The 21661-nt window shown below is 46.0% G+C and carries 20 protein-coding genes; 10 read left to right on the forward strand and 10 right to left on the reverse strand.

The genetic code is table 11. The annotated features are described in order from the left end of the window. Positions 1-149 precede the first annotated feature (149 nt). The 3 genes from DN730_RS14155 to DN730_RS14165 all read left to right on the forward strand — a co-directional run bounded on the left by DN730_RS14155 (position 150) and on the right by DN730_RS14165 (position 3405). Positions 150-1379, forward strand: a complete 1230-nt coding sequence (locus DN730_RS14155) for an argininosuccinate synthase (protein ID WP_115468803.1) — start codon at positions 150-152, stop codon at positions 1377-1379. Positions 1380-1525: 146 nt separating this feature from the next. Further along, positions 1526-2425 (forward strand): ribokinase, encoded by a 900-nt coding sequence (locus DN730_RS14160; protein WP_115468804.1) that lies wholly within the window; start codon positions 1526-1528, stop codon positions 2423-2425. Positions 2426-2460: 35 nt separating this feature from the next. Next, complete coding sequence (locus DN730_RS14165; RefSeq protein WP_115468805.1) at positions 2461-3405, forward strand: nucleoside hydrolase; 945 nt, start codon at positions 2461-2463, stop codon at positions 3403-3405. A gap of 50 nt (positions 3406-3455) precedes the next feature. Here the strand turns inward: DN730_RS14165 and DN730_RS14170 are convergent, their stop codons facing one another. The 10 genes from DN730_RS14170 to metG form a co-directional block, all read right to left on the reverse strand. Continuing rightward, positions 3456-3782: a hypothetical protein gene (locus DN730_RS14170; RefSeq protein WP_245957976.1), complete on the reverse strand. Its 327-nt coding sequence runs from the start codon at positions 3780-3782 to the stop codon at positions 3456-3458. A gap of 117 nt (positions 3783-3899) precedes the next feature. Then, positions 3900-5219 carry an omega-aminotransferase AptA gene (gene aptA, locus DN730_RS14175; protein WP_115468807.1) on the reverse strand — a complete coding sequence of 440 codons (1320 nt, stop codon included), beginning with the start codon at positions 5217-5219 and terminating at the stop codon, positions 3900-3902. A gap of 102 nt (positions 5220-5321) precedes the next feature. Then, positions 5322-5957 carry an endonuclease III gene (gene nth, locus DN730_RS14180; protein WP_115468808.1) on the reverse strand — a complete coding sequence of 212 codons (636 nt, stop codon included), beginning with the start codon at positions 5955-5957 and terminating at the stop codon, positions 5322-5324. Positions 5958-5973: 16 nt separating this feature from the next. Then, positions 5974-6732 carry an electron transport complex subunit E gene (locus tag DN730_RS14185; RefSeq protein WP_115468809.1) on the reverse strand — a complete coding sequence of 253 codons (759 nt, stop codon included), beginning with the start codon at positions 6730-6732 and terminating at the stop codon, positions 5974-5976. Between the two features lie 8 nt (positions 6733-6740). After that, complete coding sequence (gene rsxG, locus DN730_RS14190) at positions 6741-7358, reverse strand: electron transport complex subunit RsxG (RefSeq protein ID WP_115468810.1); 618 nt, start codon at positions 7356-7358, stop codon at positions 6741-6743. Beyond that, positions 7358-8413 (reverse strand): electron transport complex subunit RsxD, encoded by a 1056-nt coding sequence (gene rsxD, locus DN730_RS14195; protein WP_115468811.1) that lies wholly within the window; start codon positions 8411-8413, stop codon positions 7358-7360. The genes rsxG and rsxD overlap by 1 nt, the downstream gene beginning before the upstream one ends. After that, the gene (gene rsxC, locus DN730_RS14200; RefSeq protein WP_115468812.1) at positions 8414-11230 is read right to left on the reverse strand and encodes an electron transport complex subunit RsxC; all 2817 of its coding nucleotides are present in this window, start codon (positions 11228-11230) and stop codon (positions 8414-8416) included. Beyond that, positions 11230-11823 (reverse strand): electron transport complex subunit RsxB, encoded by a 594-nt coding sequence (gene rsxB, locus DN730_RS14205; RefSeq protein ID WP_115468813.1) that lies wholly within the window; start codon positions 11821-11823, stop codon positions 11230-11232. The genes rsxC and rsxB overlap by 1 nt, the downstream gene beginning before the upstream one ends. A gap of 8 nt (positions 11824-11831) precedes the next feature. Next, a complete protein-coding gene (gene rsxA / locus DN730_RS14210) occupies positions 11832-12413 on the reverse strand; it encodes an electron transport complex subunit RsxA (RefSeq protein WP_115468814.1) in 582 nt (193 codons plus the stop codon). A 217-nt stretch (positions 12414-12630) separates the two neighbouring features. After that, positions 12631-14670, reverse strand: coding sequence for a methionine--tRNA ligase (metG, locus tag DN730_RS14215; RefSeq protein WP_115468815.1), 2040 nt, complete (start codon positions 14668-14670; stop codon positions 12631-12633). A gap of 226 nt (positions 14671-14896) precedes the next feature. Between metG and apbC the strand changes: the two genes are divergently transcribed. From apbC to DN730_RS14250, 7 genes are all read left to right on the forward strand, one after another. Continuing rightward, complete coding sequence (gene apbC / locus DN730_RS14220; protein ID WP_245957977.1) at positions 14897-15736, forward strand: iron-sulfur cluster carrier protein ApbC; 840 nt, start codon at positions 14897-14899, stop codon at positions 15734-15736. 8 nt (positions 15737-15744) lie between these two features. Then, positions 15745-16329, forward strand: coding sequence for a dCTP deaminase (gene dcd / locus DN730_RS14225; RefSeq protein ID WP_115468816.1), 585 nt, complete (start codon positions 15745-15747; stop codon positions 16327-16329). Between the two features lie 178 nt (positions 16330-16507). After that, positions 16508-17704: a formaldehyde dehydrogenase, glutathione-independent gene (fdhA, locus tag DN730_RS14230; protein WP_115468817.1), complete on the forward strand. Its 1197-nt coding sequence runs from the start codon at positions 16508-16510 to the stop codon at positions 17702-17704. Between the two features lie 121 nt (positions 17705-17825). Continuing rightward, positions 17826-18155 (forward strand): thioredoxin family protein, encoded by a 330-nt coding sequence (locus DN730_RS14235; protein ID WP_115468818.1) that lies wholly within the window; start codon positions 17826-17828, stop codon positions 18153-18155. A 5-nt stretch (positions 18156-18160) separates the two neighbouring features. After that, a complete protein-coding gene (locus DN730_RS14240) occupies positions 18161-19276 on the forward strand; it encodes a CobW family GTP-binding protein (protein ID WP_115468819.1) in 1116 nt (371 codons plus the stop codon). Positions 19277-19443: 167 nt separating this feature from the next. Beyond that, on the forward strand, positions 19444-21243 hold the full coding sequence (locus tag DN730_RS14245) for an acyl-CoA dehydrogenase C-terminal domain-containing protein (protein ID WP_115468820.1): 1800 nt from the start codon (positions 19444-19446) through the stop codon (positions 21241-21243). 41 nt (positions 21244-21284) lie between these two features. Then, entirely contained in the window at positions 21285-21599 is a 315-nt protein-coding gene (locus tag DN730_RS14250; protein WP_115468821.1) for an SCP2 sterol-binding domain-containing protein, read from the forward strand. Positions 21600-21661: the final 62 nt, after the last annotated feature.

The following is a 21661-nucleotide window of genomic DNA, read 5'->3' on the forward strand; positions in this document are numbered from 1 at the left end:
CCTAAATCGGCGCTTTTAGAGCGTATAACCTGTCTGCGCTCTTGCTAACTCAAGGGCGAAAAATTACACTTACCGCCTAATTTGAATTTAACAGTACATAACCCATTCAGGTGTGGTTATGTACGCTCTCGTTGAGGAGAAAATATAGAATGTCTGACGTGAAGAAGGTAGTGCTAGCCTACTCTGGCGGCCTAGACACTTCAGTAATTGTGAAGTGGCTTCAAGAAGAGTATCAATGTGAAGTGGTAACTTTTACCGCTGACTTGGGTCAGGGCGAAGAAGTAGAGCCAGCTCGCGAAAAAGCTCAAGCGTTAGGCGTTAACGAAATCTACATTGAAGATCTACGTGAAGAGTTCGTTCGTGATTTCGTATTTCCTATGTTCCGTGCTAACACCATATATGAAGGTGAGTACTTATTGGGTACTTCAATTGCGCGCCCTTTAATTGCAAAACGCCTCATTGAGATCGCCAACGAAACAGGTGCGGATGCTATTGCCCACGGTGCAACAGGTAAAGGTAATGATCAAGTTCGTTTTGAGCTTGGCGCTTACGCTCTAAAACCTGGTGTATCTGTGATTGCGCCTTGGCGGGAGTGGGATCTTACATCACGCGAAACGCTGATGAATTATTGTGAAGAGCATAATATCCCAGTTGATTTTTCAACTAAGAAGAAAAAATCTCCGTACTCTATGGATGCGAACCTGCTGCACATCTCTTACGAAGGTGATCAGCTTGAAGATCCATGGGTTGAGTCTGAAGAAGACATGTGGCGCTGGTCTGTGTCGCCTGAGCAAGCACCTGATACACCGACTTACATTGAAATCGAATACAAAAGCGGTGACCCGGTTGCAATCAACGGTGAAGCCATGTCACCAGCTACTATTCTTGAAACGCTGAATAAAATCGGTGGCGAGAATGGTATTGGACGTGTTGACATAGTTGAAAACCGTTTTGTTGGTATGAAGGCTCGCGGCTGTTACGAAACTCCTGGAGGCACGATTATGTTGCGTGCGCATCGTGCAATGGAGTCTATTACACTAGATCGCGAAGCGATGCATCTTAAAGATGAAATTATGCCGCGCTATGCAAAAGTTATTTACAACGGCTTCTGGTGGTCTGAAGAGCGTCGCATGATGCAAGCTCTTATTGACGCATCTCAAGAATTCGTGACCGGTACTGTTCGCCTTAAGTTGTATAAAGGCAATGTTGAGGTTGTAGGTCGTAAGTCCGAATACAGCCTATTTGATAGCTCAGTTGCAACGTTTGAAGATGATGCAGGCGCGTACGATCAGAAAGACGCGGCTGGCTTCATTAAATTGAATGCATTACGTATGCGTATTGCTGCGCAAAAAGGTCGTACATTTCTAGATCGTGACTAAGAAGTAGTTTGAACCGTTAAAAACGCCCTGTTCTGAAAAGAACAGGGCGTTTTTTATTGTATCGGAAAAGTGTCTGTTTTAATCTGAACACTATATAATTTATTGACCGTTTGGTTAACAAATAAAGTGTATTGAAAGGGTGTCTCATGACGGTAATTAACATTGGTTCTATTAACATCGATCACCTCTATCAGGTCGAGCATTTTGTCCGACCAGGTGAAACCATGGCATCGAATAGCTACCAGCAAGTATTGGGCGGTAAAGGAGCTAATCAATCCGTTGCACTTGCCAAAGCGGGAGGAATGGTTCTGCATGTTGGTGCCGTCAATCGAGCTGATGGCCATATCGTAGCGCAGCTCCAAGGATACGGTGTGGATACAACTCAGATCAACATGGTTGATCAGGCAACAGGGCATGCCATTATTCAGCTTACTAATGAGGCAGAAAATGCCATCATTCTTTATGCAGGGGCCAATCATCAACTGACACAAGCTCATATTGATGAAGTACTCGGTCAGGCTCAAACAGGCGATTGGGTGTTATTGCAGAATGAAACGAATTTAGTTGGCGAGTCCATTTGCGCGGCGAAGCGGTTGGGTCTAAATGTTGCGTTTAATCCGGCGCCTATGGACGCAGAGCTTACACGGTCGGTTTTGTCGAATGTAGATCTTTTGATTGTTAATGAAGTGGAAGCAATGGATTTAGCGGGAGTTGATTCTATTGAAGCGGCAACTGTTGAGTTGCCAAAGCAGTTTCCAGAATTGGCGGTTTTGATGACGCTTGGCAAGGCAGGCGTTCGTTATTTCTCTTCTGAAGCAGATGAGTCTGTACCTGCTTTTACTGTAGAGGCGCGAGACACAACGGCCGCTGGTGATACGTTTATTGGTTTTTGTCTAGCTGAGCTTAGTCAGGGGGCGACAATGAAGCATGCAATGATCAGAGCGTGCGCTGCCTCGGCGATTTGTGTGACAAAAATGGGGGCGGCGCCGTCGATTCCGACAGCACAGGAAGTGACCGAATTTTTAGATCAACAAGCGCACCTTTAAATACAGTGCAACCAGTTTAGTTAGGAATACGATTAATGACTCGAAAAATTATTATTGATACGGATCCAGGCATTGATGATGCAATGGCAATATTCTTTGCTTTTCAGGCGAAAGGATTAGATGTGCTGGGACTAACCACGACGTTTGGTAATGTGCCAGTCTCAGTCGCAACACAAAATGCTTTAACACTAGCGGAAATCGCAAGGGTTAATGTTCCTGTTGCTAGTGGGGCGAGTGTGCCTTTGGTCATTCCACCGCGCCCACATCCTGACTTTGTTCATGGTATAGATGGTTTTGGTAATATTGATTATCCAGCGCCTGCCTCGAGTGCATTAGAGCAAAGCGCACCAGAGTTTATTATCGAACAAGTACGCAAGTACCCAGGTGAAGTAACTCTTGTTGCGTTGGCGCCACTTGGCAATCTTGCTAAAGCACTAGAGCTCGATCCTGAAATAGCGAATTTAGTGGATGAAGTCGTATTGATGGGGGGAGCGGCTTTAGAGTATGGCAATGTATCACCCGTTGCCGAAGCGAATATAATTAACGACCCACATGCCGCAGATGCCGTCTTTACAGCTCCTTGGCAGGTAACAATGATTGGCTTAGATGTTACTCATCAGGTTTTGCTGGACAACTCCATATTAGAACGCATTAAAGCAAAGAGTCCGGAGCAGGGCGGTTTTTTGTACGATTGCGCACAGTTCTACATTAATTTTTATAGTAACCGTTTCGGTGTTGATGGCTGTTATTTTCATGATGCATCAACCATTGCCTATTTGTTGGACCCCAGCATTTTTGGTGTCGAATTGGGCGCAGTGCGTGTTGCGTGTGACGGTATTGGGATCGGTCAGACAATATTCTGTCCTGAGGGAATGGAATACCCAGAGCCGTATTGGGACGATGTGCCAATGACCCAAGTGTGCATGGAAGTAGATGGCGAGCGGATGTTACGCCTATTTGAAGAAGTGATGACGGCTTAGCATTTGTGCCTGAATTCATAACTAAAATAGGGTGCCATTGGCACCCTATTTTAGTTATGTGCTTTTACAAATTTATCGATGAACTCTCGATCTTTGTCGCTGATGGTGTGAATTGACATTTTTATATAGTGCTTATCATGCTCATTTAGAACATCGAACGACGGATAGCAAATGATCTTAATAAGAGACCTAGCACTTTCATGGGAGGCTTCTAGCTCAAGCTTTACTTTCTTTGAGCCTTGAAGCCCAAGCGGGGCTTCTACTTCAATTAAGTCATGGGAAATATGAGTACAATGGACACGCATTTTTGTGCCGTTGGTGAGGTACATTGTGCCAATCCAAAAACAACGTACATACGGATGATGAGTCTTAACCACGTTAAAGTCCAATAACATCAAGCAATGAAGGTAAAGGATATTATAGTGGAATCAGACATTAGGAAATACAGTTTAAACACTCTAGTACTATTGTCGCTGCGTACTAGAGTGTTAGATTTATAATGTTGAGAACGATTCGCCTAGTGCGTTGATTAAGCTGTCAATTTCCGAACGCTCAGTGATGAAAGGTGGCGCGATTTGAATCGTATCGCCACCATAGCGAACATAGAACCCCTTTGCCCACATATCCATAGCTACCTCATAAGGTCTGCGGGCAGGCTGTCCATTCAATGCTGATAGTGTGATGCCTGCTGCTAAGCCATAGTTACGAATATCTGTAATACAATCCGAACTAGAGCGTAGGCTGTGCACGGCTTCTTCCCAGTAGCCGCTCATGTCTTTGATTCGTTGCGGTAACTGTTGTTCTTGTAGCTCTGACAAAGATGCTAAGCCCGCTGCGCAGGCAATCGGATGGGCAGAGTAGGTGTAACCATGTGGCAGTTCAAGCATATAGTCATGACCGCCATGTTCCATAAAGGTATCGTAGATTTCCTGCTTGAAAGCGACTGCGCCCATTGGGATGATACCGTTGGTCACTTGCTTAGCCATCGTTATGATATCTGGAGTGACACCAAATGCTTCTGCACCAGAGTTGGCACCCATGCGGCCGAACGCAGTAATAACTTCGTCAAAGATTAGTAGGATATTGTGCTGATCGCATATTTCTCTCAGGCGTTTTAGATAGCCTTGCGGTGGCACAATGACACCAGCAGATCCGGACATTGGCTCGACTATAACCGCAGCAATATTCGAAGCGTCATGTAGAGTGATCAAATCCAGTAGTGCATTGGCCCGGTCACTTCCAATTTCAGACATCCCTTTCGTGAATTCCGTGCCAGGAGCTTGGGTATCTGGTAGATGATAAGCATCAAGTCCTTGGCCATACAGAGTACGGTTCGCTGGGATTCCTCCAACACTAAAGCCAGAGATGCCCGCACCATGATAGCCTTTTACACGGCCAATAAACTTTGTCTTTGTGCCGTGGCCTTTTTTACGCCAGTAGGCGCGTGCAACCTTCAGCGCAGTGTCAACAGATTCTGAGCCAGAGCCCGTGAAAAAAATTCGGTTGAGCCCTGAAGGCATGAATTCAGTAATCTTCTCGGCAAGTAAAAACGATTTTTCATGGCCAAATTGAAAAGCAGGAGAGTAATCGAGAGTTCGTACTTGGTTAGAAACCGCTTCGTTAATCGATTCGACGTTATGGCCAAGACCGCACGTCCATAGACCAGATAGTCCATCGAAAATTTTACGGCCATGGTTGTCTTTGTAGTAGCAGCCATCAGCGGATGCAATGATGCGTGGATCACGTTTGAATTCTCGGTTGCCAGAGTAAGGCATCCAGTGTGAATCGAGTTGATTTTTCGTAAGGTTGGACATGCAGCAATCTCATAGTATGTTCCCAGATAGGGATAGAATGCCATGAGACTAAATTCGTTAAAGCTTAACTTGCTTAAACTCGTTTTAGGTTTACTTAACTTATTAGTGCGATGTTTTTTCTTTGAATTCGCACAAGTCTTCGATCGTGCAGGCATCACATTTCGGTTTGCGTGCGGTGCAGATATATCGGCCGTGCAGTATTAGCCAATGGTGAGCATCTAGGAGAAACTCCTTCGGGACGAAGCGTAGCAATTTTTCTTCTACCTCTAGTACATTCTTGCCGGGGGCTATTTTGGTTCGATTGGATACTCGAAATATATGAGTATCAACAGCCATGGCGATTTGTCGAAACGCAGTATTCAAAACGACGTTAGCTGTTTTACGGCCCACCCCAGGTAAAGCTTCCAGTTCTGCGCGAGTCTGTGGAACTTGGCTGTTATGCTTTTCTATCAGTATTTGACATGTTTTAATCGCATTTTCGGCTTTGGCGTTAAAGAGACCTATCGTTTTAATGTACTCTTTTAACCCATCTACTCCTAAGGCGTACATGCTCTCAGGAGTGTTTGCGACTGGAAAGAGTTTGCGTGTGGCCTTATTGACGCTAACGTCCGTCGCTTGCGCAGAAAATAAAACGGCAATTAGCAACTCAAACGGAGAGCTATATTCTAGCTCTGTCACCGGATTTGGGTTTTCAGCTCGGAGGCGAGTGAAAATTTCCTGACGCTTCGCTTTGTTCACCGATCCCTTCCTACCACTAGTCCGTTACTCGCACGCGGCGAGATACTTTTTCTTCGCCTTCTTTTGTTTTGGCGATGCGCGCTTTTTCTTTTTCATCCAAGTAGTTTTTGATGGCGATGAGTAGCCCTAGTCCAATGAAGGCACCTGGAGGTAAAACGGCAAACAAGACGTTAGGATAGTTGCTAAAAACTTCTAAGCGCCAGCTGATTGCCATGTCACCGAATAATAGCTGCATATCACTAAACAGCGTGCCTTGGCCAATGAGCTCTCGCATACCGCCTAACAGGACCAAGACCATGGTGAAGCCTATTCCCATCATTAGACCATCCAATGCCGAAGGCGCAACAGGGTTACGACTTGCGAACGCATCAGCACGGCCCAAAATAGCGCAGTTGGTCACAATCAAGGGGATAAAAATACCTAGAATTTGGTAAAGCTCGTACGTATAGGCCTGCATTATAAGCTCAATACAGGTAGTAAAGGACGCGATAATCATGACAAAGGCGGGTAATCTGACCGCTTCCGAAACATAATTACGGATGAGAGACACGGCAATGTTAGAGCCCAACAATACAACAGTGGTTGCAAGTCCAAGCCCAATTGCATTCACGACGGTACTGGTGACGGCGAGTAGCGGACAAAGTCCTAAAAGCTGAACCAGTGCAGGGTTATTCTTCCAAATACCGTTATAGAGGATTTCACGGTAGTTAGGGCCAGTATCCACTATCGTGTTTTCAGCGGTATGTTCTGGTGACAGTGTATTTTCAGCACTCATAAATCATCCTAACGCGATAGCAGCGCGTCTTTGTTCTCATTAAAGTATATCAGCGTGTTTTTTACGGCTCTTACAACCGCCCTAGGGGTAATGGTCGCCCCTGTAAACTGATCAAATTGACCACCATCCTTCTTAACATTCCATTGTTTCATAGTGGTATTGTCTAGTGATTTACCAGCAAAGGACAGAATCCATTTTGATTTCTGTAGATCTACCTTGTCGCCCAGTCCTGGGGTTTCTTTATGGCTGATGACGCGTGAGCCAGTCACAATGCCATCGCGGTCGATCGCTACGAGCAAATCCAAATTACCGTTATAGCCGCCTGGAGCGACGGTTTCAAAAATAATAGCGGTCACTTCATCATTTTTGCGAGCAATATAGGCCTGTATAGGCTCTTTGGAACCCAATAACGGATCAGCCGCAAGCGTAACCGTATCTGATGCCAAATTATTGTTATAGCGATCTTTAGGCAATATTTCGTTGAATGCTGATAATTGCGCTTGAACGATATTATTTTGAATCGTTTGTTGCGTAAATTGATGCGTTAAGGCGATTAGCCCTGCTGTCATCACGGCAAAAATACCTAAGCCAATTGAGTTTTGGCGTATGGAGGCAAATAGGTTCATTACTTGTCTCCTCCTGCTAGGCCTTTTTTCGCCTTCTTATGGCCATAAGTACGTGGCTGAGTGTAGTAATCAATGAGAGGTGCTGCAAAATTCATGAGTAGCACAGCGAAAGCGACGCCATCTGGATAGCCCCCCCACGAACGAATAACGTAGATTAAAATGCCTATGCCGGCACCGTAGAAAAGCTTGCCTCGGTTGCTGGTACAAGAGCTAACTGGGTCGGTAGCAATAAAGAATGCGCCGAGCATTGCTGCTCCCGTGGTTAAATGAAACACGGGCGTAGCGGCGTTACTTGGATCGATGGCATAAAACACCCCAGCCATAACTGCCAACGCAGCGAGCATTGAAATGGGGGTGTGCCAAGTAATGATTCTTAGCCAAATAAGTGCTAGACCTCCCAACAGATACGCTACATTGACCCACATCCAGCTCGATAGGTTAGCGCTTTGAAGCCCGAGGATTGAACTAAAAGCCTCACTGCTCATTAATCCATCTTTGTGCTTAAAAGCGTCCAATGGCGTCGCCATCGTATAGGAATCAACCGTCGGTAGGGTACCAAAGATCGCAGCTAAACTGTCACTGAAAGTCGGTGTTGCACCCGCTTGTATAAGCTCAGAAGCACCTATCCATTGAGTCATCGGCACGGGGAAGGAAACCAGACAAATGGCGTATCCGACCATGGCTGGGTTGAATGGGTTATTGCCGAGGCCACCATAAACCTGTTTTGCGAAGATGACCGAAAACGCAACAGCCGTCACGGTCAGCCACCAAGGAACGGTTGGTGGAAGCGCTAAAGCTAGTAATACCGCGGTTAGCAAAGCGCTATAATCAGCAAGGAAAAAACCAATAGGTCGACGGCGAAGCTTAAGAATGAACGCTTCGCTAATGAGTGCTGTGGCGCATGCAATGAACAGATTGATCAGTGTGCCGTAGCCAAATAGCCAAGTCTGAACTAAAAGCCCTGGCAACGTCGCTAAGATCACCATTTGCATAACCCAAGAAGTACGTCGGCCTGCGCGGTGAGTATGAGGTGATGTGATACGCAATAATGCCATTTAACGATTCTCTTGCGTGTTGGTTAACTGTTCAAGCTTTGCAGCTTCTGCTTGATGTGCTTGTTCGGCAGATGCCAGATCTTTTTGAAGCTGCTCTGAGTTCGGTTCGGCGTCGAGTTGTCGCTTTAGCTTGTTAACTTGAGCTTTAGCAAGTGCCGTGGTGACTTTTTGTTTCTTAAGCTGCTCTTTATGCTCCGCAGCTTTATCATCGGTTACGGAGTCTAGCGGTGCAGTATTGGCTGATTGAGAGCCGTTTTTCATCGTTTGTTCAAGACTTTGTGCGTGAGCTTTCGCTTTTGCAACTTGTTGTTCTAGGCTGTCAATGTCTTCTGACTGCAACGTCTGTGCTTTCGCAAGGGCTTTCTCAGCCTTTTTAACGGCAGCATTAGCAATAGCTATGTCGATTTTTAACTTACGCTGAGCGTCGCTATTCGTATCAACGGTGTTTTTAACCGCAGGAGTGGCTTCTTTGCTCTGAAGTGAAGGAGCCTCAAGTGCTGCTAAGCGAGCTTCTGCCTCCTTCAATACTTTCTTAAACTCGACAGTTTTACCTTGTAGTTCAGTATTCTGAGGGTCTTCCGCGAGCTGTTTCTGAACTTTCTTGAGCTTTGTGTTTGCCAAGGCAACATCGACTTTCGCTTTCTTATATTCATCAGACATAACAGGCTTGTCTGATTTTTGAGCGGCGCTAGCTGATTCACCAGAACAAGCTGCGAAACGCATTTCAGCTTCTTTTAACGCTTTTTCAAATTCTGCCGCTTTAGCTTTTAACTCGTCATTGTCGCAATCTTCAGCCAATTGCTTTTGCACTTTTTTGAGCTTAGAGCTTGCTAAAGCCATGTCGACTTTTGCTTTTTTAGCGTCTTCACTTAATGCTGTTTTGGCTTTGCTGGGAGCAGCTTTAGCTTCTCCGCCTAGCTTATCGAGCAGGGCTTGTGCCGTTTTTAAATCGGCCTCAAATCCAGCGGCTTTGTCCTTGAGCTCTTGATTATCTGGATCGTCGACTAATTGTTTCTGGACCTTCTTTAGCTTGCTGCTAGCGAGTGCGACATCCACTTTTGCTTTTTTCGCTTCATCGCTCATCCCCGTGGGAGATGCCTTCTTAGTGGGCGTTGCATTGGGCGCAGCCGCCACTTTACGTTCAAGTTCTGAGATATCTTTTTGAGTTTCATCAACTTGAATCTGTAGCGCGTTAATTTCTTCGGTGTGTTCTTTTTCCTGAGCTTCAAGCAGCGATTTTTCTAACTTTTTAAGCTTAGCTTTGGCGATAGCGAGATCGATTTTGGCTTTCTTCGCATCATCATTCGCTACTGCCGGTTCTGGAGCGGCTTTAGGGGCTTCCTTAGTCGGCTTTTTCGCCGCAGGCTTAGCGGATGCTGCATTTTGGCGAGCTAGACGCTTCGCTTCTTTCTCAGCCGCTTCCGCTTCTTGGCGTGCTTTACGCGCTTCAAAGCGTTGTTTCGCGATATCTGATTTTACGGCTGATTCGCGTGCATCGCGAATTTCCGCTTTGGCGTGCCGGTAGTATTGAACGAGTGGAATACTGCTTGGGCACACGTAAGAACACGCACCACATTCAATGCAATCGAATAAATTATAATGCTCAGCTTTTTCATGCTCTTGGCTTTTTGAAAACCAAAGTAGTTGCTGAGGTAGTAATCCAGCGGGACACGCTTGTTCACACATACCGCAGCGTATGCAGGCTTGCTCCGGTGCAGGAGGCGGTAGTTCCTTAGTAGAAGCCGCTAAAATACAGTTGGTCGTTTTTACCACGGGTGCTTCAGGCGTATCGAGTGTGAATCCCATCATAGGACCGCCCATTACAAGCCGGCTTAAGTGTTTTTCATTTAGGTCTGCATACTTTAACAAGTGTGAAATAGGCGTGCCCAATAACACCTCTACGTTCTGAGGCGCTTTGAAGGCATCCCCCGTCAAGGTTGTGAAACGAGAGATAAGAGGGCGGCCGTATTGAATAGCTTCGTAGGCTGCGACACAAGTACCGACATTTTGACAAAGTATGCCGATGTCAGCGGGGTATTGGCCACTAGGAACTTCTTTGTCTGTAAGCAATTTAATCAGCTGCTTTTCGCCACCAGATGGGTATTTTGTGGGGACGACGGCAACCTGAATGGAGCTTTGACGTTCTCGAATAAGCTGCTGTAGTGATGCAATGGCTGTAGGTTTGTTGTCTTCAATGCCGATGACTACGTTGTCAGCATTGACCAGATGCTGAAGCATCTCAATCCCCAATATTAATTCGAGAGTCTTCTCTCGAATCAACATGTCGTCTGCTGTGATATAGGGCTCACACTCTGCTGCATTGATAATAAAGTGTGTTAAAGGGTGTTTGTGCGCACCTTGCAGTTTTACTTGTGTAGGAAAGCCTGCGCCCCCCATTCCCACGATACCTTTCTCTGCCAGAAATGCTAAAACATCTGTTTTGCTGACGTCTTGCCAATTATCTAAGGGTTCTAGTTCAATCCATTGATCATTGCCATCAGGCTGGATGACAATGCATGTGTCGCTTAAACCGGAAGGATGAGCTACAACACGTTTTTCGATGGCGTGTATAGTGCCAGATGTTGGTGCATGTAAGAAGCTGGATAGGAAGCCATTATTAATTGCAATTGCTTCACCTTTTAGTACACGTGAGCCTACCTCTACCAGTGGACGAGATGGTTGGCCAATATGTTGTCCAAGCGGCAAAATCAATTCATCAGGCAGCCTGGGAGAGCCCAGCGGCAAGTTCAATGATTGTGCTTTGTTTTCAGGTGGGTGAATGCCACCGTGGAATGAATATACTGCTGGCGTCTGCATCAGTGTGCCGCCTCCACTTGTCGATCTGTGGCAATAATATTTACGGGTTGTGCGCCTACGCCTTGAGGTTTTTCCCAAGACCATGTACGAGAGGTGACACCCACTTCAACCATATCTATGCAATCAACTGGGCACGGCTCTACGCAAAGATCACAGCCGGTACATTCGTCTGCAATGACAGTGTGCATTTGCTTTGCAGCACCAAGGATCGCATCAATTGGGCAGGCTTGAATGCATTTCGTGCAGCCAATGCACTCGTCTTCGCGAATGACTGCAACCTTTGATACTGGCTCCTCTTCGCCGCCGTCTAACGGAAGTGCTTCAACATCTAATAAGTCTGCAAGAGCTTGAACGGTTGCCTGGCCGCCAGGTGGACAGCGGTTGATTGCTTCTCCATTCGAAATGGCTTCGGCATATGGTCGGCAGCCTGGGTGGCCACACTGGCCACACTGAGTTTGAGGCAAGATGGCATCAATTTGGTCAACGATTGGGTCGCCTTCTACATGAAAACGCACATTGGCGTAACCAAGGATGGCACCAAAAACTAAGGCGAGTACAACAAGTATTGCGATAGCTAATAAAACAGTCAGCATAACGGCCCCTAAATCTGTACCAATCCGGTGAAGCCCATAAACGCTAGCGCCATTAAGCCAGCCGTGATCATTCCGATCGCTGACCCTTTAAAGACGACAGGCACATCAGCGACATTAATACGCTCTCGCATTGCTGAGAAAAGAATAAGAACAAACGAAAACCCAACCGCAGCGCCAAAACCATACAAAATAGACTCTACGAAATCATTTTGCTTAGAGGTGTTTTGCAACGCCACACCGAGGACGGCACAGTTGGTGGTAATGAGCGGTAGGAATATCCCGAGTACACGGTAGAGTAGGGGACTGGTTTTATGGACCACCATTTCTGTGAACTGCACGACGACGGCAATTACTAGGATGAACGAGATGGTTTTAAGATACTCAAGGCCAAACGGTTCAAGAATAAACTCAAACGTAAGATAGCTGCACAGACTGGATAAAGTCAGTACGAATGTGGTGGCCATCGCCATGCCAATGGAGGTTTCTAGCTTGCTAGAAACGCCCATAAACGGACAAAGTCCGAGGAATTGTACCAATACAAAGTTGTTTACCAAGATGGTACTGACGAGTATTAAGAGATATTCAGTCATCTCGCGTCCAATAAATGCGTTTGTGTCGACAAAGAAAAGAGCTGCTAAAAAGCGATTGTGCTAACTATACCAAGCTGCTTATAACTAACAAGACTAAAGCGGCGTGTCTTCTAGTTTATTTTAGAATATAAATAGCACTTGGCAAATATAAGCTTTCATTTAATAGCCTTAGAAATCAGCCGTCTCACGAGAGACGGCTAACGTGCATTGCTTAAGATTACATGACGCGCTGTCCAGGCTTAGCACCGTTATGTGGTTCTAGCAGGTAGATTTCGTCTTTGCCGGGGCCAGCGGCGAGAACCATGCCTTCCGATAGGCCGAACTTCATTTTGCGTGGCGCAAGGTTGGCCACCATCACAGTTAATTTGCCTTCCAAATCTTCAGGCTTATACGCTGACTTTATGCCAGAAAACACTGTGCGGGTTTCGCCACCTAGGTCTAACGTCAGCTTGAGTAGTTTGTTTGCCTTTTCAACATGCTCTGCTTTCGCGATCAAGGCGATACGCAGGTCAACCTTTGCGAAATCATCAAAGCTAATCTCATCGGCAATTGGGTCTCTGCTAAGTTCTGTCTCTTGTGTCGTCACTTTCGCCGCGGCTTCCGCCTCTGACTCTTCTTTGCCCTCAGCAATCATCGCTTCTATTTGTGGTGCTTCAATGCGAGACATAAGCGCTTTGAACTTATTCACGCTGTGACCGAAAAGTAGTTCGTTGCGGTTGTCCCAAGTGAGTTCCTTGTTCAGGAAGGCTTCAGCATCCGCAACCATTTTGGGCATGACCGGCTTGAGGTATGTCGCTAATATTGCAAATAAGTTGAGAGAGACAGAGCAGATCTCTTGCACTTGCGGCAACGTGTCTTCATTTTTCGCTTTTACCCATGGCTCTTCGTCAGCAATATAGGTATTTGCGATGTCTGCCAAGCGCATAATTTCGCGCATCGCTTTGCCGTATTCACGAGTCTCGTACAATTCGGCAATCACATCGCCAGCGTCAACAAACTCTTTTATCATCGCTTGTTGTGCAGGTTCAGATTGAAGTTGACCATCAAATTTCTTATTGATAAAGCTCGCAGTACGGCTCGCAATGTTCACAACTTTACCAACGACATCAGAATTCACACGCTGAACAAAGTCGCCTAGGTTTAGATCGATATCATCAACGCGAGAGTTTAACTTCGCTGCAAAATAGTAACGCAGATATTGTGGGTCGAGGTGATTCAGGTAAGTACGGGCTTTGATAAACGTGCCGCGTGATTTCGACATTTTCTCGCCATCAACCGTAACGTAGCCATGTGCATTAACCGCCGTTGGAGTGCGGTAGCCAGCGCAATCTAGCATTGCTGGCCAAAAAAGAGCATGGAAGTTAATGATGTCTTTACCGATAAAGTGATACAACTCTGCGGTTGAATCTTTGCCCCAATATTCTTCGAATGTTAGGCCCTCTGTACGGTCGCAAAGATTCTTGAAACTTGCCATGTAGCCAATTGGCGCGTCCAGCCAAACGTAAAAGTATTTACCTGGTGCGTCAGGAATTTCAAAGCCGAAATAGGGGGCATCACGGCTGATATCCCATTCTTGTAAACCTGCATCAAGCCATTCAGATAGCTTGTTGGCGACTTGTTCTTGAAGTGTGCCACTGCGCGTCCATTGCTGTAAATATTCTTGAAACTCCGGTAGTTTGAAGAAATAGTGGTCAGATTCTTTCTCAACAGGTGTTGCACCGCTGTATACCGAGCGCGGATTAATCATCTCCATTGGTGTATAAGTCGCTGAACACACTTCGCAGTTATCGCCGTACTGATCTTCTGCTTTACATTTAGGACAGGTGCCTTTAATGAAGCGGTCAGCTAAAAACATTTGCTTTTCGGGGTCGTAGGCTTGCGTAATGGAGCGAACCGCAATCTTGCCATTGTCGCGTAATGCGCGGTAGATGGATTCAGAAAGCTCTCTGTTTTCGGGCGAATGGGTCGAATAGTAATTGTCATAACCAATCATGAAGTCGTTGAAATCCGTCATGTGTTCCTGACGAACGCCATCAATTAGCTGCTCAGAAGTGATGCCATTTTGCTCTGCTTTGAGCATGATGGCGGTACCATGCGCATCATCAGCGCAAACGGCTGTGCAATTGTTACCGCGTAATTTCTGAAAACGAACCCAAATATCGGTTTGAATGTGCTCTAGCATATGACCCAAGTGAATAGAGCCGTTAGCATAAGGTAGGGCGCTGGTGACGAGAATCTTGCGTTGCGAGTGTGCCATTCGAAATAAGCCTGCTGGGTAAATTATGGATTGTTCGGTGGTTTAAAGCGGCACATAGAATCGAGCCGAACCACAATTAGAAAGAAATTATCCGCGACATTATAAGTGGACGCTCATAGTGTGCAAGCATCAGGCTTGCTTTTCCGCAATTTGCCCCCAGTATTGGCAGCAATAGTTCGAATTGAATGCCAAATATAAGGCACTTTAGCAGGGTAGGAGAAATACAATGGCAGAGAATAGCGCAGTGCCGTCAGGTTTAGAGGGCGTCAAGCACATTATTGCAGTGGCATCGGGAAAAGGCGGTGTTGGTAAGTCAACGACCACTGTTAACCTTGCGCTGGCCATGGCGAAAGCAGGGCATCGAGTTGGAATTTTAGATGCAGACATTTATGGCCCAAGTCAGGGGCTTTTGCTTGGTTTTGGTGGAGATACACGTCCTAAAGTGCGTGATGAGAAGTTTTTTATCCCGCCCGTTGCTCACGGCATAAAAGTCATGTCGATGGCCTTTTTGACGACAAAAGAGACTCCGATGGCGTGGCGTGGTCCGATGGCAACGGGTGCGTTGATGCAGATTTTGACCCAAACTGACTGGGAAGAATTGGACTACCTGTTTGTTGATATGCCACCAGGTACGGGGGATATCCAGCTTACGATGTCGCAAAAAGTTCCTTTGTCGGGAGCTGTGATTGTGACAACGCCCCAAGACATCGCTTTATTGGATGCTCGTCGTGGTGTTGAGATGTTTAGAAAGGTAAATATTCCAGTTCTAGGTGTCGTGGAGAATATGTCTACTCACATTTGTTCAAACTGTGGGCACGCAGAAGCTATTTTTGGCGAAGAAGGTGGTAAGGCCTTGTCAGAGGAGTACGCCGTGGAAGAGTTAGGTAAGCTACCTCTTAGTATGTCGATTCGTAAGCAAGCTGATATCGGGCTTCCTACTGTAATAAGCGAACCCGATTCTGATATCACGGAAACTTACTTGTCGATTGCTCGTAAGCTTGATGCTACGCTTGCGAACAATTCAGAGCAGTTTTCTATGCCAACGATTGGCATGAGTGATGATTGAGGTAAGGCATGCGATTGTGTGATCGAGACATTATTCAGGCGTTGGATGATGGTGTAATTAAAATAGAGCCACGCCCTGATAACAGCGTTATTAGTGGCGTGTCATGTGATTTACGTTTGGGCAACTCTTTTCGTGTCTTCGCAGGCCACCCTGCGCCTTACTTGGACCTTAGTGGCCCTAAGGAAGATCTTAATAAGGCAATTGAGTCGGTAATGAGTGAGGAGATAGTTGTTGAAGAAGATAAGCCGTTCTTCATTCACCCAGGCGAACTCGTATTGGGGGTCACTAAAGAGTCAGTGACGTTGCCAGATCATTTGGTTGGTTGGCTGGATGGCCGTTCATCGCTTGCGCGATTGGGGTTAATGGTGCATGTAACAGCGCATCGTATTGACCCAGGTTGGAGTGGCGGAATCGTTTTAGAGTTTTTAAATGGGGGGAAACTCCCCATTGCGTTAAGACCCGGCATGACGATTGGTGCGATAAATTTTGAAACCATGTCAGGCCCTGCTGAGCGCCCGTACAACAAGCGGGAGAACGCTAAATATCGCGGTCAGAGCTCCGCTGTAGGGAGTCGAATTAGCGGTGACAGATAAATAAATACACTTTTGTTACTTTATAACATTACTGTTTCAAATAGAACGGTCGCATATTCGTTTTTTTAAATGATTACGCTTTGGCGCATGGTCGGTGTCGTTTTTGAGCATTATGATTGTGCGGTAGAGGACTATTGTTGTGGCGCTAGATAAAAATAATATCCTATAGGAGTGTCACATGTCCGAAAAGACTAACCGCGGAGTCGTCTACAAAGGCCCAGGCAAAGTAGCTGTTGAATCCATTGCTTTCCCTGAACTAGCGATGGGCGATCGTAAATGCGAGCACGGCGTAATTTTGAAAGTGCTTACCACTAACATTTGTGGCAGTGACCAACACATGGTTCGTGGTCGTACAACAGCACAAGAAGGCTTGGTGTTAGGCCACGAAATCACAGGGATTATCCTTGAAAAAGGTCGTGATGTAGAGTTTGTTGATGTTGGCGATATTGTTTCTGTTCCGTTCAACATTGCTTGTGGCCGTTGCCGCAATTGTAAGCAAGGGTTGACGGGCATTTGTTTGAATGTAAACCCTGCACGACCCGGCGCTGCATATGGGTACGTTGATATGGGTGGCTGGGTAGGTGGCCAATCTGAATACGTTATGGTGCCATACGCAGATTTCAACCTGCTGAAGTTCCCTGATCCTGATCAAGCAAAAGAAAAGATCCAAGACCTTACATTGTTGTCTGATATCTTCCCTACAGGTTTCCACGGTTGTGTTACAGCAGGCGTCGGACCAGGTTCTACTGTATACATCGCAGGTGCTGGCCCAGTGGGTCTTGCGGCTGCAGTATCAGCTCAGCTACTAGGTGCAGCGTGTGTAATCGTGGGTGATATGATCGAAGACCGCTTGGCGCAAGCGCGTAGCTTCGGTTGTGAAACCATCGATCTTCGCCAAGATGCGACGATGGAAGAGCAGTTAGAGCAAATCCTAGGTGAGCCGGAAGTCGACTGTTTTGTTGACTGTGTTGGCTTCGAGGCACATGGCTGTGGTTGTAATGCTGGCAAAGAAGCGCCTGCAACAGTTCTAAACTCTGCGATGCAAGTAACGCGCGCTGGTGGTCAAATCGGTATTCCTGGTCTTTATGTGACGGATGATCCAGGTGCTGAAGATGAAGCAGCTAAAGTAGGCGCTTTGAGCATGCGCTTTGGTCTTGGTTGGGCAAAATCGCACTCGTTCCACACTGGGCAGTGTCCTGTGATGAAATATCATCGAGGCCTAATGCAAGCTATCTTGTTCGACAAGGTTAAGATTGCTGATGCGGTTAACGTACAAATGATCTCGCTAGACGAAGCTCCTCAAGGTTACGCTGACTTTGACGGCGGCGCAGCTAAGAAGTTTGTTATTGATCCTCACGGTACATTTAAGTCTTAATTTGATTTAAATGATCTGAATAAAATGCCACGCTTGTCGTGGCATTTTTGTTTTTAGATTCCAGAGAAATGATTACACTCAACAAATCAAATGACTATGGTTAAGTACTAAGGAGCGTACGATGGCAATTGTTGTTGGATATAACTCTACTTACGATGATTCGGATTTTGATGTAGACACTGTCTTGCAGGCGGAAGACGAGCTTTTAATTGAGTTTGGAGCACCGTGGTGTGGGTATTGTAAGCAAGCGCTCCCGAAGATTGAGACGGTAATGGATGAGTTTTCAGATGTCGCACATCTAAAGGTATTTGATGGTAAAGGAAAGTCGCTTGGGCGGTACTTTGAGGTGAAATTATGGCCAACGTTGATACTGATTCGTTCAGGTGAGGAAATAGGGCGTATCGTGAGGCCGGAATCAACGGACGAGTTGCGCAAACTGCTGGAGCTATAGACTCGATGTTATATCAAAAAATTAAAGTGAATGTGATCACTGGTTTTTTAGGCTCAGGGAAAACGACCTTGATCAAAAAATTACTAGAACATGTACCTAGTGATGAATCTTGGGCAGTGTTAGTTAATGAGTTTGGCGAGGTTGGGATAGACGGTACGTTTTTAGAGGGTAGCAATGCCACCATCAAGCAAGTTCCTGGTGGATGTCTCTGTTGTGTATCGTCTGCGGCATTTGGAGTAGGGCTGAATGAACTGATTAAACAGGTCAATCCGAGCCGTATTATTATCGAGCCAACTGGTATTGGCCACCCTCAGCAAATCGTAGAGCAACTAAAGGGGCCATATTATAAAGGCGTTTTAGATGTCTGTGCGTCAGTTTGTTTAGTGGATGTAAGAAATTTGTCCGACCCGCGTTATCTTGGGCATCCTGCTTTTTTTGATCAAATAGATCATGCTGATATCCTCATAGCGAGCAAAGCTGATGTATATGATGAACAGGATGAGCAGCGGTTCCTTGACTTCGCGAAGCAGCTTCAGCCCGGGAAAGCCGTGGTGGCGTTCAGTTTTGAAGGCGAGTTTAATCTGGAATGGTTGAATATGGGGGGCGATACACAAAACAGTTCCCACGACCACGACCACGACCACGACCACGACCACGACCACGACCACGACCACGACCACGACCACGACCACGACCACGACCACGACCACGACCACGACCACGACCACGACCACGACCACGACCACGACCACGACCACGACCACGACCACGACCACGCCGAAGTTATCGTCACGAGAACTCGTACAGACGTTATGCGTTATGAAAAGCAAGAGAGTAATCTGATCAGTGTTGGTTGGCTTGGTCAGACCGTTATTGCCACTAATGATGAGCGATTTAATCAGTTGGTGACTTCGCTTCGTTCACTCCAAAGTTTTTGGCGGTTTAAAGGTGTATTGGCGGTTGATGGAAAGATGATGAGTGTTAATTTGACGGTTACAGATATCACTATTTCACCGTCCATTGCATCGCTAACATCAAGATTTGAATGTCTTTTTTCTGAAAATTCGGATAGGACTAAAGTTATCGATTTAGTTGAGAAGACACTGATTACCTCTGATTAAACTATAAAATTTTTGTGTGTTATGAGTGAAAAAACGCGCTTTGATGGCGCGTTTTGTCATTTAAGTTGCTTTGATATGTTATTGAGGGGAAACCTACTTTAGACAAAGCTTAAAGCATCTTGATTCAACATAGTTGACGCATAAAATTTACACAGAGGTAACAAGCTATGCCGGACTACAAAGCGCCTTTACGAGATTTGAGATTCGTTACTGATGAAGTTCTGGGTTTCCATGATCACTATGCCAAGCTACCCGGTGCCGAGGAAGCTACACCAGACATGATTGCTGCGATAATGGAAGAAGGCGCGAAGTTTGCTGAGCGTGTATTATCGCCTTTAAACCAAGTTGGTGATCAGCAAGGCTGTCAGTTTAAAGATGGAGAGGTTGCCACGCCAGAAGGTTTTAAAGAGGCTTATCAACAGTATGTAGACGGTGGCTGGCCTTCGCTATCACATGATATTGAACTTGGGGGGCAAGGGTTACCTGAATCGCTGGGTATGATGGTCACAGAAATGGTTGCCACGTCGAACTGGGCTTGGAGCATGTATCCTGGGTTAAGCCATGGCGCAATGAATACATTGGATCTACATGGCACAGACGAACAAAAGCAGACCTATCTAACTAAGCTTGTGTCTGGCGAATGGACGGGAACCATGTGTTTGACTGAGCCACATTGTGGAACAGATTTAGGCATGCTTAAGACGAAAGCTCTGCCAAATGAAGATGGAAGTTATGCCATTACGGGCACTAAGATTTTTATTTCCGCAGGTGAGCATGATATGGCTAGTAACATTGTGCACATCGTTTTAGCTCGTCTTCCAGATGCTCCGCAGGGTACAAAAGGTATTTCCTTGTTTATTGTGCCTAAATTCAACACCACGGATTCCGGCGATGTGGGTGAGCGTAACCATGTTCACTGCGGCTCCATTGAACATAAGATGGGGATTCATGGAAACGCGACGTGCGTTATGAATTTTGACGGGGCAAAAGGCTTTCTGATTGGTCCAGCTAACAAAGGGCTCAATTGCATGTTTACCTTCATGAATACCGCGCGACTTGGCACGGCTCTTCAGGGGTTAGCACATGCAGAATGGGCATATCAAAATTCTCTTATTTATGCGAAAGATCGTTTGCAGATGCGGTCTCTAACGGGCCCAAAAGCTCCTGACAAGGCAGCAGATCCGATTATCGTTCACCCTGATGTTCGTAAGATGTTGCTGACTCAAAAGGCCTTTGCGGAGGGTGGTCGTGCGCTCATACATTACTGCTCGATGTTGGTGGATATCGTGCAGGCGGGATCCGAAGGAGATAAGGATGATGCTGAAACGCAATTGTCTTTGTTAACACCGATTGCCAAAGCATTCTTAACGGAGACAGGCTTTGAAGCGGCTAATCATGGCCTACAGATTTTTGGTGGTCATGGATACATTGCAGATTGGGGAATGGAGCAAAATGTACGTGATAGTCGTATCTCAATGCTCTACGAGGGTACAACCGGTATTCAAGCACTAGATTTGCTTGGTCGTAAAGTTCTGATGTCTCAAGGCGCAACGCTAAAAGTGTTTACCAAGATTATTCATAAATTTTGTAAAGAAAATAGCTCCGATAAGCGGTTAGCTCATTTAATGAAACCATTAGCGGCGTTGAATAAAGAATGGGGAGACATAACACTGAAGGTCGGAATGAAGGCAATGAAGAACCGCGATGAAGTTGGCGCCGCATCCGTAGATTACTGTATGTATTCTGGCTATGTCACGCTGGCTTATTTCTGGGCTCGAATGGCACTGGTTGCGCAGCAAAAATTAGACGAGGGGACAGATGAAGAGGCGTTTTATAAAGCCAAATTGCAAACCGCTAAATTTTATTTCGAACGCATTTTACCCCGTACAAAAGGGCATGTGGAAATGCTGTTGGCGGGATCGTCGTCATTAATGGAAATGGACGAAGAGCAATTCTTTTTACGCTAGCAAAATATAAAAATTCAACAATACTAAAGGGGAGACGTATCATGAGTGATGCAAAGACTATTTTTGATGCAATGATCAAGCGCTTCGATCAAGAAGCCGCAGGAGATATGGATGCTGTATTTCAGTTTGAGCTTGATGATGCCGAAGATCATTACGTAATGGTAAGTAATGGTGAATGTCAGCTCAATTTAGGAGAGCATGACGATGCCACTGTGACATTGAGTATGGATACTGAAACACTTGCTGCAGTGATGTCGGGAGAGCTGGATGGTATGCAAGCGTTTATGCAGGGCAAGATCCGGGCAGATGGCGATATTATGTTGGCAACAAAGTTAACAGAGATCTTCCCTAGCTAACGACGCCTAGGCAAATATTGGTGTGCTAGCACCTCAACTGAAATTTTAAGTATCGGTTTTTA

Origin of the sequence: Marinomonas piezotolerans, from assembly GCF_003362755.1 — a bacterium.
In the GTDB taxonomy this organism is placed as follows: domain Bacteria; phylum Pseudomonadota; class Gammaproteobacteria; order Pseudomonadales; family Marinomonadaceae; genus Marinomonas; species Marinomonas piezotolerans.